Annotated in this window: 12 protein-coding genes; 8 read left to right on the top strand and 4 right to left on the bottom strand. The window is 62.5% G+C overall.

All coding sequences use genetic code 11. The features are described 5' to 3' along the window. Positions 1-465: 465 nt before the first annotated feature. The 6 genes from cysK to HGSM_RS09685 all read left to right on the top strand — a co-directional run bounded on the left by cysK (position 466) and on the right by HGSM_RS09685 (position 6,340). Positions 466-1,401, top strand: coding sequence for a cysteine synthase A (gene cysK / locus HGSM_RS09710; protein WP_019148565.1), 936 nt, complete (start codon positions 466-468; stop codon positions 1,399-1,401). 226 nt (positions 1,402-1,627) lie between these two features. After that, positions 1,628-2,215, top strand: a complete 588-nt coding sequence (gene epsC, locus HGSM_RS09705) for a serine O-acetyltransferase EpsC (RefSeq protein WP_019148564.1) — start codon at positions 1,628-1,630, stop codon at positions 2,213-2,215. Between the two features lie 175 nt (positions 2,216-2,390). Continuing rightward, a complete protein-coding gene (locus HGSM_RS09700; RefSeq protein WP_019148563.1) occupies positions 2,391-2,744 on the top strand; it encodes a GntR family transcriptional regulator in 354 nt (117 codons plus the stop codon). Beyond that, the gene (locus HGSM_RS13810; RefSeq protein ID WP_019148562.1) at positions 2,741-3,724 is read left to right on the top strand and encodes a DUF1648 domain-containing protein; all 984 of its coding nucleotides are present in this window, start codon (positions 2,741-2,743) and stop codon (positions 3,722-3,724) included. Before HGSM_RS09700 ends, HGSM_RS13810 begins: the two co-directional genes overlap by 4 nt. Positions 3,725-3,918: 194 nt before the next feature. Beyond that, positions 3,919-5,001 carry an LLM class F420-dependent oxidoreductase gene (locus HGSM_RS09690; protein WP_019148561.1) on the top strand — a complete coding sequence of 361 codons (1,083 nt, stop codon included), beginning with the start codon at positions 3,919-3,921 and terminating at the stop codon, positions 4,999-5,001. 40 nt (positions 5,002-5,041) lie between these two features. After that, positions 5,042-6,340, top strand: a complete 1,299-nt coding sequence (locus HGSM_RS09685) for a GNAT family N-acetyltransferase (protein ID WP_019148560.1) — start codon at positions 5,042-5,044, stop codon at positions 6,338-6,340. Positions 6,341-6,511: 171 nt separating this feature from the next. On the opposite strand, the gene HGSM_RS09680 is transcribed toward HGSM_RS09685, so the two are convergent. Then, a complete protein-coding gene (locus HGSM_RS09680) occupies positions 6,512-7,534 on the bottom strand; it encodes an Fpg/Nei family DNA glycosylase (protein ID WP_019148559.1) in 1,023 nt (340 codons plus the stop codon). Continuing rightward, complete coding sequence (locus HGSM_RS09675; protein ID WP_019148558.1) at positions 7,535-7,987, bottom strand: ribose-5-phosphate isomerase; 453 nt, start codon at positions 7,985-7,987, stop codon at positions 7,535-7,537. 303 nt (positions 7,988-8,290) lie between these two features. On the opposite strand from HGSM_RS09675, the gene HGSM_RS09670 reads away from it, so the two are divergent. Next, complete coding sequence (locus HGSM_RS09670; protein ID WP_019148557.1) at positions 8,291-10,291, top strand: M13 family metallopeptidase; 2,001 nt, start codon at positions 8,291-8,293, stop codon at positions 10,289-10,291. 103 nt (positions 10,292-10,394) lie between these two features. Here HGSM_RS09670 and HGSM_RS13805 read toward each other — a convergent pair whose 3' ends face one another. Beyond that, positions 10,395-11,057, bottom strand: coding sequence for a hypothetical protein (locus HGSM_RS13805; RefSeq protein WP_019148556.1), 663 nt, complete (start codon positions 11,055-11,057; stop codon positions 10,395-10,397). A 130-nt stretch (positions 11,058-11,187) separates the two neighbouring features. Continuing rightward, positions 11,188-11,793, bottom strand: coding sequence for a mycothiol-dependent nitroreductase Rv2466c family protein (locus HGSM_RS09660; protein WP_019148555.1), 606 nt, complete (start codon positions 11,791-11,793; stop codon positions 11,188-11,190). A 198-nt stretch (positions 11,794-11,991) separates the two neighbouring features. Here HGSM_RS09660 and pepN point away from each other — a divergent pair. Continuing rightward, the coding region (gene pepN / locus HGSM_RS09655; RefSeq protein ID WP_040594930.1) for an aminopeptidase N at positions 11,992-13,944 on the top strand (1,953 nt) is incomplete at its 3' end.

The following is a 13,944-nucleotide window of genomic DNA, read 5'->3' as shown; positions in this document are numbered from 1 at the left end:
TGAGACCCGACCTACGCTCATGGGTAGTGACCTGCTGGTGGCGTGCGTTTACCTAGGCAAACGCAGATTCCGCTCGGGCTCCAACACCGCGGCGCCGCTTGGTGCCAACCGGTCGACACATCTTCATGAGTACGCGCAACGAAAGGACGAGAACGGTGAACGCACGCAACGCCTCCACCGCCCCTTTCCGCGCACTCTCTTTTTCGCACCGCGTCTGTTGCTGTCTCTAGAGCATTGCTGACTCCGGCCTGCCCCGGATGCAATGCTCCATACCCCTACGCCCACAGTTCCACGCTGGAACGGCAGTAGATGAAACTTCAGCGAATGGACGCGCGCATTTCACGTTTCCTGTGTAATGTCGCAGCACCTGTGATGGGCACCAGCAGTACATTCAAAGTACACACCCCCTTCCTCGCACTCCCCGTAGCACGCGAGGACCCGCGCACAATCACATAAGGAAACATCATGGCTCGCATTTACGAAGACGTCACCAAGCTCGTTGGCAACACCCCACTCGTTCGCCTGAACAAGCTCACCGAGGGCGCCCACGCAACCGTCCTGGCAAAACTCGAGTTCTACAACCCAGCAAACTCCGTCAAGGACCGCATCGGCGTGGCAATCGTTGACGCCGCAGAGGCATCCGGCGCCCTCAAGCCAGGCGGCACGATCGTTGAGGCAACCTCTGGAAACACCGGAATCGCACTCGCAATGGTCGGCGCAGCACGCGGATACAAGGTCATCCTGACCATGCCAGAGAGCATGTCCAAGGAACGCCGCGCGCTTCTGCGTGCGTTCGGCGCAGAACTGGTCCTCACCCCAGGTGCTGCCGGTATGAAGGGCGCTGTGGACGAGGCTAACCGCATCGTCGAGGAGAACCCCGGCGCGATCCTGGCAAAGCAGTTCGCCAACGAGGCCAACCCCGCGATCCACCGAGCAACCACCGCCGAGGAAATCTGGAACGACACCGACGGCGCCGTGGACATCGTGGTTGCCGGAATCGGAACCGGCGGAACCATCACCGGAATCGGTGAGGTCCTCAAGGAACGCAAGCCAAGCGTCCAGGTCATCGCAGTTGAGCCAGCAGAGTCCGCAATCCTCAACGGCGGCGCACCCGGACCACACAAAATCCAGGGCATCGGCGCAAACTTCGTGCCAGAGGTCCTCAACACCGAGATCTACGACGAGGTCATCGACATCACCGGCGACACCGCTGTTGAGTACGCGCGGCGTGCGGCACGCGAAGAAGGACTGCTCGTTGGCATCTCGTCCGGTGCAGCGATCAACGCTGCACTCCAGGTAGCTGCACGTGAAGAGAACGCAGGCAAGACGATCGTTGTGATCGTGCCATCATTCGGTGAGCGCTACCTGACCTCGGTCCTCTACTCGGACCTCATGGACTGATTCCACGGAATCCCTTTCTCCGGACTCCCTGGGGGAACTAGCGAGTCTTAGCGTGGCCCGCGGTTGCATGGTCGAGTTGTGACGCTGTTACGCGACTCACAGCCATGAAATCGCGGGCCACGGGCATAAACTCGGGGCCGCGCGGGTTGTAGCCGTGGAAAAGATCGATCGCTGGTTTGATGGTTGGTTACCCCGCCCGCGTCACTAGTTCATACGAGAGGACCACATGGCGAACCGAATCGTTCGTGCCGTACGGCTCCTGCGCGAAGACCTTCAGGCCGCGCGAGACCGTGATCCTGCTGCGCGCACGACCGCCGAGATCGTCCTGGCATACCCAGGCCTGCACGCCCTGTGGTCGCACCGACTTACCCACAAGATGTGGCAAACGCGGGCACTCAAACTTCCAGCGCGCCTCATCTCCCAGTTCACTCGTTCCCTCACCGGAGTTGAGATCCACCCAGGGGCAACCCTCGGTCGGCGCATCTTCATCGACCACGGGATGGGCGTAGTTATCGGCGAAACCGCCGTGGTGGGCAACGGCGTAACCATGTTCCACGGTGTCACCCTAGGCGGGCGCTCCATGAGCCACGGCAAGCGCCACCCAACCATCGGCGACAACGTGGTGATAGGTGCTGGCGCCAAGGTACTGGGTGCAATCTGGGTTGGTGACGGCGCTCAGATTGGCGCTAATGCCGTGGTGGTCAAGGAAGTTCCGCCCGGTGCCGTTGCCGTGGGTGTCCCCGCCAAGGTAAAGGACCGCCCAAAAGCGGCCCCCGAGGTCGACCAATGCGAGGACCCTGCAATCTTCATCTGAGGTAGGCCTGCTCCTACTTAGAAGGCCCTGACATCACCCCCGAAATCGGCGGAGGATGTTGGGGCTTTTCTGCGTGGTGCGCCTGAGGGGTCGGGCGTGCGTGAGATATCAAGCGAGACTTGCTTCCCCGTCACGTCACTTGTTTTAGTTGCAATATAACAACTACAATTGGGGCATGCTTTACCGCGTTGATACGAGTTCCCCGGAACCGCTCTTTGAGCAGCTCGCGCATCAGGTTCGAGTGGCCATCCTTAGCGGCACCCTACAGCCCGGGGACAAGTTGCCGTCCGCACGCGAACTCGCGGCTGCGCTAGACGTCAACCTGCACACCGTCTTGCACGCTTACCAACTGCTGCGGGACGAGGGCAGCCTAGAACTTCGGCGCGGGCGAGGAGCAATCGTCACAGCACACTCAGCTGAAGTCCCTGAGCGTGTGAGGCGCGCAATCACAGCCCTCGTGGCAGAAGCCGACGCGGCAAACCTAGGACCCGACACAATCCTGACCCTGGTCAAGGAGGCACTCAAATGATGACCCACGACTCCCCCGCCCGCACCGCCCGCCCCGCTCGCGCCTTCTACTTGCTGGCGCTCTTGCCGAGCATCGCCATCCTCGCCGTGGGTGTGATCATGCCTCTGATCTGGCAGCCGGAGATGCCCGAGACCCTCCCCACACACTGGGGCACCAACGGGCCGGACGCGTTCGGATCATTCGCCTCTGCATTCATCATTCCGCTTGCCATCATGTTGGCTGTGATCATCATCCTCACGATCGTCATGAGGTTCGCGGGCAAAGATTCATCGGCCCAACGCATCGGCATCGTCACAACAACCACCCTGGCCTCGCTCGGGACTGCAATCACGCTAACGACCGGCTTCAACGCACGCGGCGCAGTGGATCCCACAAAGATTGATCTCCCGGACGCCGCAATCGCGACTGGCGTTGTGATCGGCCTTCTGCTCGGAGTGGTTCTGGCGGCTCTACTTCCCACCCCAAAATACAGCTTGGCCACAGCCCACCCGGATGTACTGGCTCCACGCACCCAGCTGGGTGAGCACGAAACCGGTGTCTGGCTTGCACGTCAGTTCTCCAAAAGCAACCTCATCGCCGGAGTCACCGCTGTAGTCGGACTCATCGTTCTGGCGGTGGTGAGCAAGGCTTACTTTGCTCTGGCCATCGCTGCACTGCTGTCCCTTGGCTTGCTCGCCATGTTCCTCTGGGACATCCGTGTGGACTCGAGTGGGCTGACAGTCCGCAGCTCCATCGGCCTACCCAAGAAGTACGTCCCTCTCGCGGAGATCGAGTCCGCGCAGGTCATCTCCGTCAGCCCTCTGACCGACTTTGGTGGCTGGGGATGGCGGACTGACCTCAATGGCACGCTCGGCGTGGTGTTGCGCAAGGGCGAGGCCCTCGAGGTCTCCATGTCTGACAACCGCAAGTTCGTAGTGACCGTTGACGATGCAGCAGGTGCGGCAGGCCTCCTCAATACGCTGGTTGAACGGTCGAGGTAGCGGAACCACCGCACATAGTCGCCCGGCTCCCATTCCATGCCCTTACAGCCGGGCAGGTCTCCCCATGACCTGCCCGGCTGTATTGTCTCGACGCTCGCTTCACAGGTATCCGATACCGGCCGTACCGAGTACTCTTGTCTGGCACGCACCTGCACTTGCTCGCAGAAGCACACTCAACGATGAGGGGTACCGTCATGCGCATTGGAATTAACGCCGGATACTGGCAGGCAGGGCCTCCGCCAGGGGTCCAGGAAGCGCTCACCCAGGCAGACGCTCTTGGCGTCGACTCCGTGTGGACCTCCGAGGCGTATGGTTCCGACGCTTTAACTCCACTTGCCTGGTGGGGCGCGTCCACGTCCCGGATCAGGCTTGGCACCGCCGTCATGCAAATGAGCGCCCGCACACCCACCGCTGCAGCGATGGCCGCAATTACGCTGGACCACCTGAGCGGCGGTCGATTCATCATGGGGCTCGGGGTTTCCGGCCCGCAGGTCGTCGAGGGATGGTACGGCCAGCCGTACGCACGCCCGCTCGCCCGTACCCGGGAGTATGTGGACATCGTGCGACAGGTCTTCCGCCGCGAGCAGCCCGTCACCGCGGACGGCGCGTTCTACCAGCTCCCACTCCGAGCACCCGAGGACCCCCTTGCCGCCCGCAAAGCGGGTATCACCGGGTTTGGTAAACCACTCAAGTCCACGGTCCACCCGTTGCGCCAAGACATCCCCATTCACCTTGCCGCCGAGGGGCCCAAGAACATCGCACTCGCAGCCGAGATCTGCGACGGCTGGTTGCCGCTCTTCTACTCCCCCAAGTTGGATGGGGAGTTCCGCGAACTTCTTGAGGACGGATTCTCGCGACGCTCCTCCGACCTTTCCCCCGCAAGCGAGTTCGAGGTCAGTGCCACGGTCCCAGTGATCGCGAGCGACGATCTCGACCGGGCGGCCGACGCCATCCGCCCGTTCCTCGCCCTGTATATCGGCGGCATGGGCGCCAGGGAAGCCAACTTCCACCGCAGCGCAGTTGAGCGCCTGGGATACGTGGAAGTCTGTGAGGACGTGGCCGATCTCTACGCGCGGGGCGAAAAGGAGAAGGCCGCCTCGATCATTCCGCTCGAGCTCATCGACGACGTCGCCCTCGTGGGACCGATCCCTCGAATCGCGGAGCGGTTGCGCGCTTGGGAAGACACTGCGGTGACTTCGATCCTCGTCCAAGGCGACGCACGCGGGCTACAGGCGCTCATGGCAGCCAACGCGCTGAACTCCCCAAACGGCGAATAAATACCGGGCGCTCCGGATACCGCGATGTCAGAATGAACCCATGACACTTCCAGATGGGTATACGTACGCCACGGCAACTGAGCAGGACAAGCGCGAAATCTACGACCTCGACCTGTGGGCGTTCCCGTCCGCTTTCTCTGTGGACAAGTTCATGGAGGCGACCTCTCCGCTGGATCCTGACCGCACGGTCTTGGTCCGGGACGACTCCGGCGAGCTGGCTGCCATGCACTCGTCCTACGCATTCGGCGAGTTTGAGGTTCCCGGCGCCACTCTTCCCACCGCAGGCCTCACGTGGGTTGGCGTCCACCCACAGCACCGGCGCCGCGGCATTCTGCGTGCGATGATTCAGCGCCACTTTGCGCAGTGCGTGGAGCGCGGCGAGGCGATCTCTACCCTTTTCGCCGCGGAGCCCTCGATCTATGGCCGCTTCGGTTATGGGGAGTCATCATTCGATCTGCGCGCGACCTTTAGTCGCGGCGCTGCAATGCGCACTACTTTTGGCGAAAGTGCGGATTCCGGCGAACTGACCGTCCGCATCGAGCGGTTTGATCGGGAGAAGCACGAGGAACTCGTGGAGACGCTGCACGTGGCCGCAGGGAGAAACGCGCTGGGCACAGGACTCAACCGCCCGGGCTGGGCCAAGCGCGAGACCCAGGCCCTGCGGGACATGACCCATGAAAAGGTCGACCTGTCAGGTGGCCGCGAGGATCTGCGCATCGTCATTGTGGAACGTGCTGGACAGCCTGTGGGCTACTCCACGTTCCGCCGCAAGACCCAGTGGACCGACACGGGATCGTCTGGGTCAGTGAATGCCGGTGAGGTTATCGCGCTCGACCCAGCCGCGGCCAAGAAACTCTGGTCAGTCCTGCTGGACTTTGACCTCACCACGGAAACTACGGCGTTCCTGGTTCCCGTCGATGACCCGATCGTTGGAATGCTCGTGGACAACCGGGCCATCAAGATGGTCCACGTGGATAACGTCTGGACGCGCATCATCAGGTTGTCGGAAGCACTCAAAAAGCGGCAATACGCCGCAGACATTGACGTGATCATCGAGGTCACGGACGAGATGCTCCCCGGTAATCAGGGCACGTGGCGAGTCTCGGCTCCGGCATTCGGCGGCCCCTCCGGCGACGAGGACGCCATGGTCGAGCCGTCGAACGAACCCGCGCAGTTGAAGCTCGACATCCGCGAGCTCGGCGCCATCTACTTGGGCGGAGTCACGCTGGCCTCACTCGCGGCGGCGGGCCTAGTAGAGGTGCGCGACCCCCGCGCCCTCGCACTCACCTCCGCGGCGTTCGGGTGGCCCGTGGCCCCCATGTCGAGCTGGGTGTTCTAGCCCGCATCAGCTCGACCCAAGCCCTCCAACTACGCCGAGCCCTTACCCACCCCGAGACCCTAGCTACAGTGGTGAGTTCCTAGAACGCGTCTAGGAACTCCCCGCTGTAGCTAGCATCTCAGCAGAAAAGGGGTGATGAAACGTGGTGCACCCGACAGTCGGGGCGGCGCGTCAGCGCTGGCAGCTCGGGCACCAGTACAGCTTGCGGGCTTGCATCTCCGCGAGCGCGATAGGCGTCCCACAGAGCCTGCAGGGCTGCCCAGCCCGGTGGTACACGTAGAACGACTCGTCACGGGGAACCGCTCCGGGCGTTCCATCCGTGTTTTGCCTCGTCACTGCCCTGTTCGCGGCCAACGCCACGGGGTCCATTCCCTTGTCCCGGTCCTCGGGCTGCGTGGTCACGATCGCGCCGATGCGCACGCCGTCCCGCATGAGTTCCACAAGGTCGTCCCACATGGCGCGCAGAGTTTCCGCAGGCACGGAGTTCCCGGGCGCGTACGGGTCAACGTTGTGCCGGAACAGCACCTCGGCGCGGTAGATATTGCCCACGCCTGCAATGACTTCCTGGTTCATGAGCAGCCCGCCCACCGCAGAACGGGTCTTGCGCACGCGCTCAATGAACCGCATCGGGTCGGCGTCCTCACGGATGGGGTCCGGTCCAAGCTTGAGCGCAGCGGCCCGGGCGGCAGGAAAGTCGATGACCTCGCAGGCCGTCGGGCCCGTTAGATCCGCGACCGCGTGTTCGCTGAGGATGCGTACCCGCACCTGCCCGCGCGGCTCCGGCGCCTCCCACTCGCCGCCATCCACGCTCCGTAAGGGGCTGGCCGGGGCGTGAGCAGAATCGTCTATAGTCTGGTCCGCAGCCAGCACGGTTTCCCGCTCACCAATGCGCTTACGTGGCGCGCCGATGGCGTGCGCAACGCGCACGGAATCGTCGCCGGCAAATGTCCACGAGCCGTACAGGCCGAGGTGGACGCGCAACCACCGCAGCTCCTCATCCGGCTGCGTGTCACCGGAACCGAATCCGAGGAACATCTGCTTACCAAACGCCTCGGAGCGTGCGAGAGTCAGGCCATTGATAAGTGCGGCGCCGGCGGCGAACCGGCCTTGCGGACTGGAAATAGCAACCGCCTCGCCCGCAAAGATCGAATCAAACGTGCGGGCAAGGCGGTGAACGGTGTGTCCTTCAGGCATTTAGGAGCGGTTCGCCTCGTATGCAGCGAGCTGGTCGATGCGGCGCTGGTGGCGCTCATCGCCCGAGAACGGCTCGGCGAGGTACGCGTCCACGAACGACGCTGCCTCTTCAACGGTGTGCTGGCGTCCGCCGATCGCGAGGACGTTTGCGTCGTTGTGCTGGCGGGCAAGCTTTGCTGTGTCGAGGTTCCACGCGAGCGCTGCGCGAGCACCTGCGACCTTGTTGGCGGCGATCTGCTCACCGTTACCGGAGCCGCCGATGACGATGCCAAGCGAGCCCGGCTCGGACACAACGGCCTCGGCTGCGTCGAAGCAGAACGATGGGTAGTCGTCGAGAGCGTCATACTCGTGTGCACCGTGGTCCACGACGTCGTGGCCGTTCTCGGTCATATAGGCGATGAGGTACGCCTTGAGGGAATATCCTGCATGGTCAGAAGCAATGTGTACTCGCATGCCCCTATTCTGCCAAAGTTTTGGGGCGCCTTGGGTAAACCGCCAGATTTTCGACGATTCACTCGCCACCCAGCGAGACCGCACGCCCCAGCGTGGCGGGGTGGGCACGGCGGGGAGCGCACGGCGGGGAGAGCACGGCGGGGAGAGCCTCGCGGCGTTGGTGGGGCCAGCCCGGGGCGGGCGGACGTGCCAACCGGGACGGGCGTCCGCGTGGTGGATTTGCCGCAACGGCCTGTGTTCACCGCTGGCCGAACTGGCCTAAATCGTGCGGGCGCTCTGCGCGGCGTGATCTAGTGTTGTGCCATGACACTTTCCTCAGATTCTCTGCGTTCGGGCATCAATCTGGATGCCCTGTCCTCGCAGGTTCGCCCGCAGGACGACCTGTACCGTCACGTCAATGGCGCGTGGCTCGACTCGTACACGATCCCGGATGACCGCGCATCCGACGGCGCGTTCCGCGGCCTCTTTGACCAGGCCGAGGAGGACGTGAAGGCCATCATTACGGACCTCGCTGCCAAGCCGGAGTCCGAGCTGACTGGAGTGGAACAGAAGGTCGGCGGCCTGTACGCCTCCTTCATGGACACCGACACCATTAATGAGTTGGGCGCGTCGCCACTCGATGAGGACTTCGCCCTCATCGACGGCGTGACCGAGCCTTCCGCGCGTGCCAAGGCCCTTGGCCAGTTGCAGCGCACCGGGGCTCTGGGCGCTTTTGCGTTCTTTGTGGACAACGATGCCAAGGACCCAGACAAGTACGTTGCGTACGCCTACCAGTCCGGCCTGGGACTGCCTGACGAGTCCTACTACAAGGAGGACAAGTACGCCGAGGTCCGCGACGCCTACGTTGCCCACGTCGCCCGCACCCTCGTGCTTGCCGGCCGCGCGGAGAACCTCGATGCCGCCACCGAGCAGGCCCAGCGTCTCCTCGCTCTGGAAACCAAGATTGCGGCCCACCACTGGGACGTCGTCCGCGACCGCGATTCCGAGCTCACGTATAACCCAATGACTTTCGACGATCTTGCTGCCTCGGCACCAGGGTTCGACTTTGGTGCATGGCGCGAGGGGCTTGGCGCCCCTGCTGGTTCGTTCGACACTGTTGTGGCCCGCGAGCCTGACTTCTTCACGGGCTTCGCGCAACTGTGGACGTCGGAGCCTGTGGAGGACTGGAACATCTGGTTCACCTTCCACATCATCTCGGGCCGCGCGTCCCTGCTGACCGACGCGTTTGTGGAGGAAAACTTCGACTTCTACGGCCGTACCCTCTCCGGGGCCAAGGTCGTGCGCGAGCGTTGGAAGCGCGGCGTGTCCATGGTTGAGTCCGCACTCGGCGAGGCCGTCGGCGAGGTCTACGTGGCCCGCCACTTCCCGCCTGCACACAAGGAGCACATGGACCGTTTGGTAGGTAACCTCATCGAGGCGTACCGCCAGTCCATCACACAGCTTGACTGGATGGGTGAGGACACCAAGGTCAAGGCCCTGGCAAAGCTCGACTCGTTCACGCCAAAGATCGGTTACCCGGTCAAGTGGAAGGACTACTCCGGTCTCGAGATCGACGCTAAGGACCTGGTGGGTAACTCCCGCCGCTCCTCAGCCCTGGAGACGGACCGCGAGCTGAACAAGATTGGCAAGCCAATCGATCGCGACGAGTGGTACATGACCCCTCAGACTGTCAATGCCTACTACAATCCCGGCATGAACGAGATCGTGTTCCCTGCCGCAATTCTGCAGCCTCCGTTCTTTGACCCCGAGGCCGAGGACGCTGCCAACTTTGGTGGCATTGGCGCCGTGATTGGCCACGAGATCGGCCATGGGTTCGACGACCAGGGATCCAAGTACGACGGCAACGGCAAACTCGAGGACTGGTGGACCGCCGAGGACCGCGCCGAGTTTGAGAAGCGCGCGGGTGCCCTCATCGAGCAGTACAACGCACTGAACCCGCTCCAGCTGGACGAGGAATACAAGGTCAACGGCGCGCTAACCATCGGCGAGAACATCGGTGACCTTGGTGGACTGACCATCGCACTCAAGGCCTACGCGATCTCTTTGGGTGGTTCGCTGGCCAACGCACCGGTCATTGACGGGCTCTCTGGCGCAGAGCGCGTGTTCCTGTCCTGGGCACAGGTGTGGCAGACCAAGATGCACGACGAGCTCATGATCCAGCGCCTCGCAACCGATCCGCACTCACCTGCGGAGTTCCGGTGCAACCAGATCGTGTCTAACGTGGACGAGTTCTACGACACGTACAACGTGGTTGAGGGCGACGCGGCATATCTGCCGCCGGAGCAGCGCGTTCGCATCTGGTGATGTAGACAAGCTTTCCATACAACAGCAATGGCCCGATGCTACCTCGAAGGAGGTGGCATCGGGCCATTGCCGTTGGCGCTTTGCCTGATGGCTGGTTTGTGCGCTAGAACGTGGTGATTCCCGCACGGGCTACGTTGAAGCCCCTGCCGGAGCCGGTGTCAGTACACTTGACACCGGTGCGGGTGGACTCGCAGCTGAAGTTGTTGAAATTCTGCGAGCTTCCGTAGTCCAGGACGTCCAGCCCACTTCCCGCACTGCCGGGGATGTCTTCCTTGGCGAGGCATGGGAGAGTGACGCCTGCAGAGTCGAGGCGAACCTCGTATCCCACGTAGCCCTTACAGTCGTTCTTGTTGGGCTTTGGCTTCTTGGCCAGTTGCGCAATAGTGCAGCTGGCGCCGTCGGGACCGATCTCGCAGGCGATGTTCCCCGTTGGGGTGGCGAACTTGGCGGGCTGTACGTCCTCGTTGGAGTCGGTGGACTCGTTATCAGTGGCCTGACCCGCGCCCTCCTCGGTTCCCGCATCCGTGCCTGTGTCGTCGGAGGTCTGTCCCTGTGTAATGGGAGTTTCGGCCTTGGCGTCGGGCGAGGAGAACCAGCCAAATGAGCTGGCACCGATGGCGAACACGAGAGCAATGAGCGCCGCGTCAACCGCCGCGAGCGCCGTGATGATGACGTTGTCTCGGTTGCTGAACCACCCGGCGAGGCCAGCCTGTTCGGCGCGTTGGGGCCGTGGCGGTTGCTGGTACGAGTTGTTCGGGGAAGTCATGAGGTACCGCTTTTCCTAACTTTGTGTGCTCACCTAAGGTACCCGCGTTACCTGAGATATCTTCCACGGAGAGGTGGGGCACTGGTCACCATGACGGCGAATAATTCACAGGGAAACCGTTCAATCGGGACTAATCAAACTGAGGCCCCTGGGTCCGCGTGCGCTTGAGTTCAAAGAACCCTGGGGTGCCAGCAACGAGCACGCAGCCGTCCCAGAGACGACCCGCATCCTCGCCCTTGGGCGCCGGGGTGACTACAGGGCCAAAGAACGCGACGCCGTTGAACGCAACCACTGGGGTGCCCACATCCTCACCCACTAACGCGATGCCCTCGGCGTGCGAGGCACGGAGCTTCTCGTCCCAGTCCTGCGAGTTGTAGGCTTCCATGAGTTCGACCGGCAGGCCTACCTCCGTGAGCGCTTCGGCCACGACCTCGCGCCGGTCCGTGCGGCCCTGCGGGTGGAAGCGCGTACCGATGGCGTCGTACAGAGGCTTGATCACTTCCTCACCGTGGGCATCAGCCGCGGCGATCAGGACGCGCACAGCGCCCCAACCCTCGTCCATAAGGTCGCGATACTTCGGCTCCAGATCCCGCCCCTCGTTGAGCACCGACAGTGACATGACGTGCCAGCGCACCGTCACGTCACGAACCTGCGTGACCTCCCCCATCCACCGGGACGTCATCCACGCCCATGGGCACATCGGGTCGAACCAAAAATCCGCAACGGCGCTGCTCACGTCATTCCTCGTTTCGTTTAGGTGGGGCGGCCCGTGGCCGCACCTTGATTATCGACGATATTGGAACGCCGCGAGGATCGCAGCCGTTTTCGCCGTGGACGTAGCGTCCGCGCTGCGCATAATCGTGGCTGCCGTGCGACCCGCGGTGTGTGGACGTGGGAGAATAGGCACATCTCTATTCCTTCTTAGGAGGCATCCATGCCCGCAGAAAATCTCACGCGCGCAGAAGCAGCTGAGCGTGCCGGTATTGTTTCGGTCGAGTCCTACAACGTTGATCTCGACCTAACAACAGGTCCTACCACCTTCAGTTCTCACACCGTCGTCACCTTTGGCGCCACCGCCGGCGCTTCCACATTTATTGACTTGATCGCGTCCGAGGTTGGAAAGGTTGTCCTCAACGGTGAGGAACTTGACCCAGCTGCCGTGTACGCCGAGTCGCGCATTGCGCTCGACAACCTGGCTGAGAACAACGTCCTCGAGGTCACCGCAACCTGCAACTACATGAACACCGGTGAGGGCCTGCACCGCTTCGTGGACCCAGTCGACGGCGAGGCCTACCTGTACTCGCAGTTCGAGGTTCCAGACTCTCGCCGCATGTTCACCGTATTTGAGCAGCCAGACCTCAAGGCGACCTTCCAGTTCACCGTGACCGCCCCCAAGTACTGGGAGGTTGTGTCCAACCAGCCCACGCCGGAGCCTGTAGCGGCAGGCGAGGACAGCGCAACGTGGACTTTCGAACCCACCCCACGCATCTCGTCGTATATCACCGCCCTTGTTGCTGGACCGTACGACGTCAAGCGCTCCGAACTGACCTCGTCCGACGGACGAGTCATCCCACTGGGCGTGTTCTGCCGTAAGTCACTCGCCGAGTACATGGACGAGGACTACATCTTTGAGAAGACCCGCCAGGGCTTCGAGTTCTTCGAGGCGCAGTTCGACTACCCGTACCCGTTCGACAAGTACGACCAGTTGTTCGTGCCTGAGTACAACGCGGGCGCAATGGAGAATGCCGGCGCAGTCACCTTCACCGAGACCTACGTGTTCCGCTCCAAGGTCACCGACGCCATCAAGGAGCGCCGCGTCGTCACCATCCTGCATGAGCTCGCGCACATGTGGTTCGGTGACCTCGTCACCATGAAGTGGTGGAACGACCTGTGGCTAAACGAGTCGTTTGCTGAGTGGGCATCAACCCTCGCCACCGCCGAGGCAACGGAGTGGAAGGAAGCTTGGACCACATTCAACGCCATGGAAAAGACCTGGGCATACCGTCAGGACCAGCTCCCCTCGACCCACCCAATTGTTGCAACCATCAACGATCTTGAGGACGTGTACGTCAACTTCGACGGCATCACCTACGCAAAGGGCGGATCGGTCCTCAAGCAGCTCGTGGCCTGGGTTGGCCTTGAGCAGTTCATGAAGGGTGTGTCCGCGTACTTCAAGAAGCACGCGCACGGCAACACCGAGCTCAAGGACCTGATGGCCGAGCTCGAGATCACCTCTGGCCGAGAGCTGTCGTCGTGGACCAAGCTGTGGCTCGAGACCGCCGGCGTGAACACGCTGCGCCCAACTATCGAGGTTGACGCAGACGGCGTAATTACCGCGTTCGGCGTCGAACAGTCGGCAACCGAGGAATACCCAACGATCCGCCCTCACCGTATGGCAATCGGCTTCTACAACTTCGACGACGAGGGCGCTCTCGTACGCACCAAGCGCGTCGAACTCGACGTGGACGGCGTACACACCGACGTTCCTGAGCTTGTGGGCATCGCCCGCCCTGCTCTCGTGCTCCTGAATGATGATGACCTTGCATACGCCAAGATCCGCCTCGACGAGGAATCCCTTGACGTCGCGCAGAGCTCACTCTCCGACATCAAGGACCCACTGGCACGCTCCCTCGTGTGGGCTGCAATCTGGGACGCTACTCGGGACGCAGAACTCCCAGCGTCCGACTACGTAGCGCTTGTGCTCAACCACATCGCACCGGAGACAGAGTCCACCACCCTGCGCACCACTTTGGGCCAGCTGGTCCAGTCCGCGCACTACTATGTAGCGCCTGAGCGCCGCGAGTCCGCAACCCAGCTCGTGGGTGAGGGCCTGTGGCAGTTGGCTCAGAATGCAGAGCCAGCAAGTGACGCACAGTTCCAGTTTGTG

Source organism: Timonella senegalensis JC301 (assembly GCF_000312125.1).
GTDB classification, from domain to species: Bacteria; Actinomycetota; Actinomycetes; order Actinomycetales; family Cellulomonadaceae; genus Timonella; species Timonella senegalensis.
Note: the sequence above shows the minus strand (reverse complement) of the source record. Positions and strands in the feature narration are given on the sequence as shown.

Bases quoted from the DNA above. Each gene is read 5' to 3' on its own strand.
- cysK (WP_019148565.1), top strand. From the start codon at position 466: ATGGCTCGCATTTACGAAGACGTCACCAAGCTCGTTGGCAACACCCCA.
- epsC (WP_019148564.1), top strand. From the start codon at position 1,628: ATGGCGAACCGAATCGTTCGTGCCGTACGGCTCCTGCGCGAAGACCTT.
- HGSM_RS09700 (WP_019148563.1), top strand. From the start codon at position 2,391: ATGCTTTACCGCGTTGATACGAGTTCCCCGGAACCGCTCTTTGAGCAG.
- HGSM_RS13810 (WP_019148562.1), top strand. From the start codon at position 2,741: ATGATGACCCACGACTCCCCCGCCCGCACCGCCCGCCCCGCTCGCGCC.
- HGSM_RS09690 (WP_019148561.1), top strand. From the start codon at position 3,919: ATGCGCATTGGAATTAACGCCGGATACTGGCAGGCAGGGCCTCCGCCA.
- HGSM_RS09685 (WP_019148560.1), top strand. From the start codon at position 5,042: ATGACACTTCCAGATGGGTATACGTACGCCACGGCAACTGAGCAGGAC.
- HGSM_RS09680 (WP_019148559.1), bottom strand. From the start codon at position 7,534: ATGCCTGAAGGACACACCGTTCACCGCCTTGCCCGCACGTTTGATTCG.
- HGSM_RS09675 (WP_019148558.1), bottom strand. From the start codon at position 7,987: ATGCGAGTACACATTGCTTCTGACCATGCAGGATATTCCCTCAAGGCG.
- HGSM_RS09670 (WP_019148557.1), top strand. From the start codon at position 8,291: ATGACACTTTCCTCAGATTCTCTGCGTTCGGGCATCAATCTGGATGCC.
- HGSM_RS13805 (WP_019148556.1), bottom strand. From the start codon at position 11,057: ATGACTTCCCCGAACAACTCGTACCAGCAACCGCCACGGCCCCAACGC.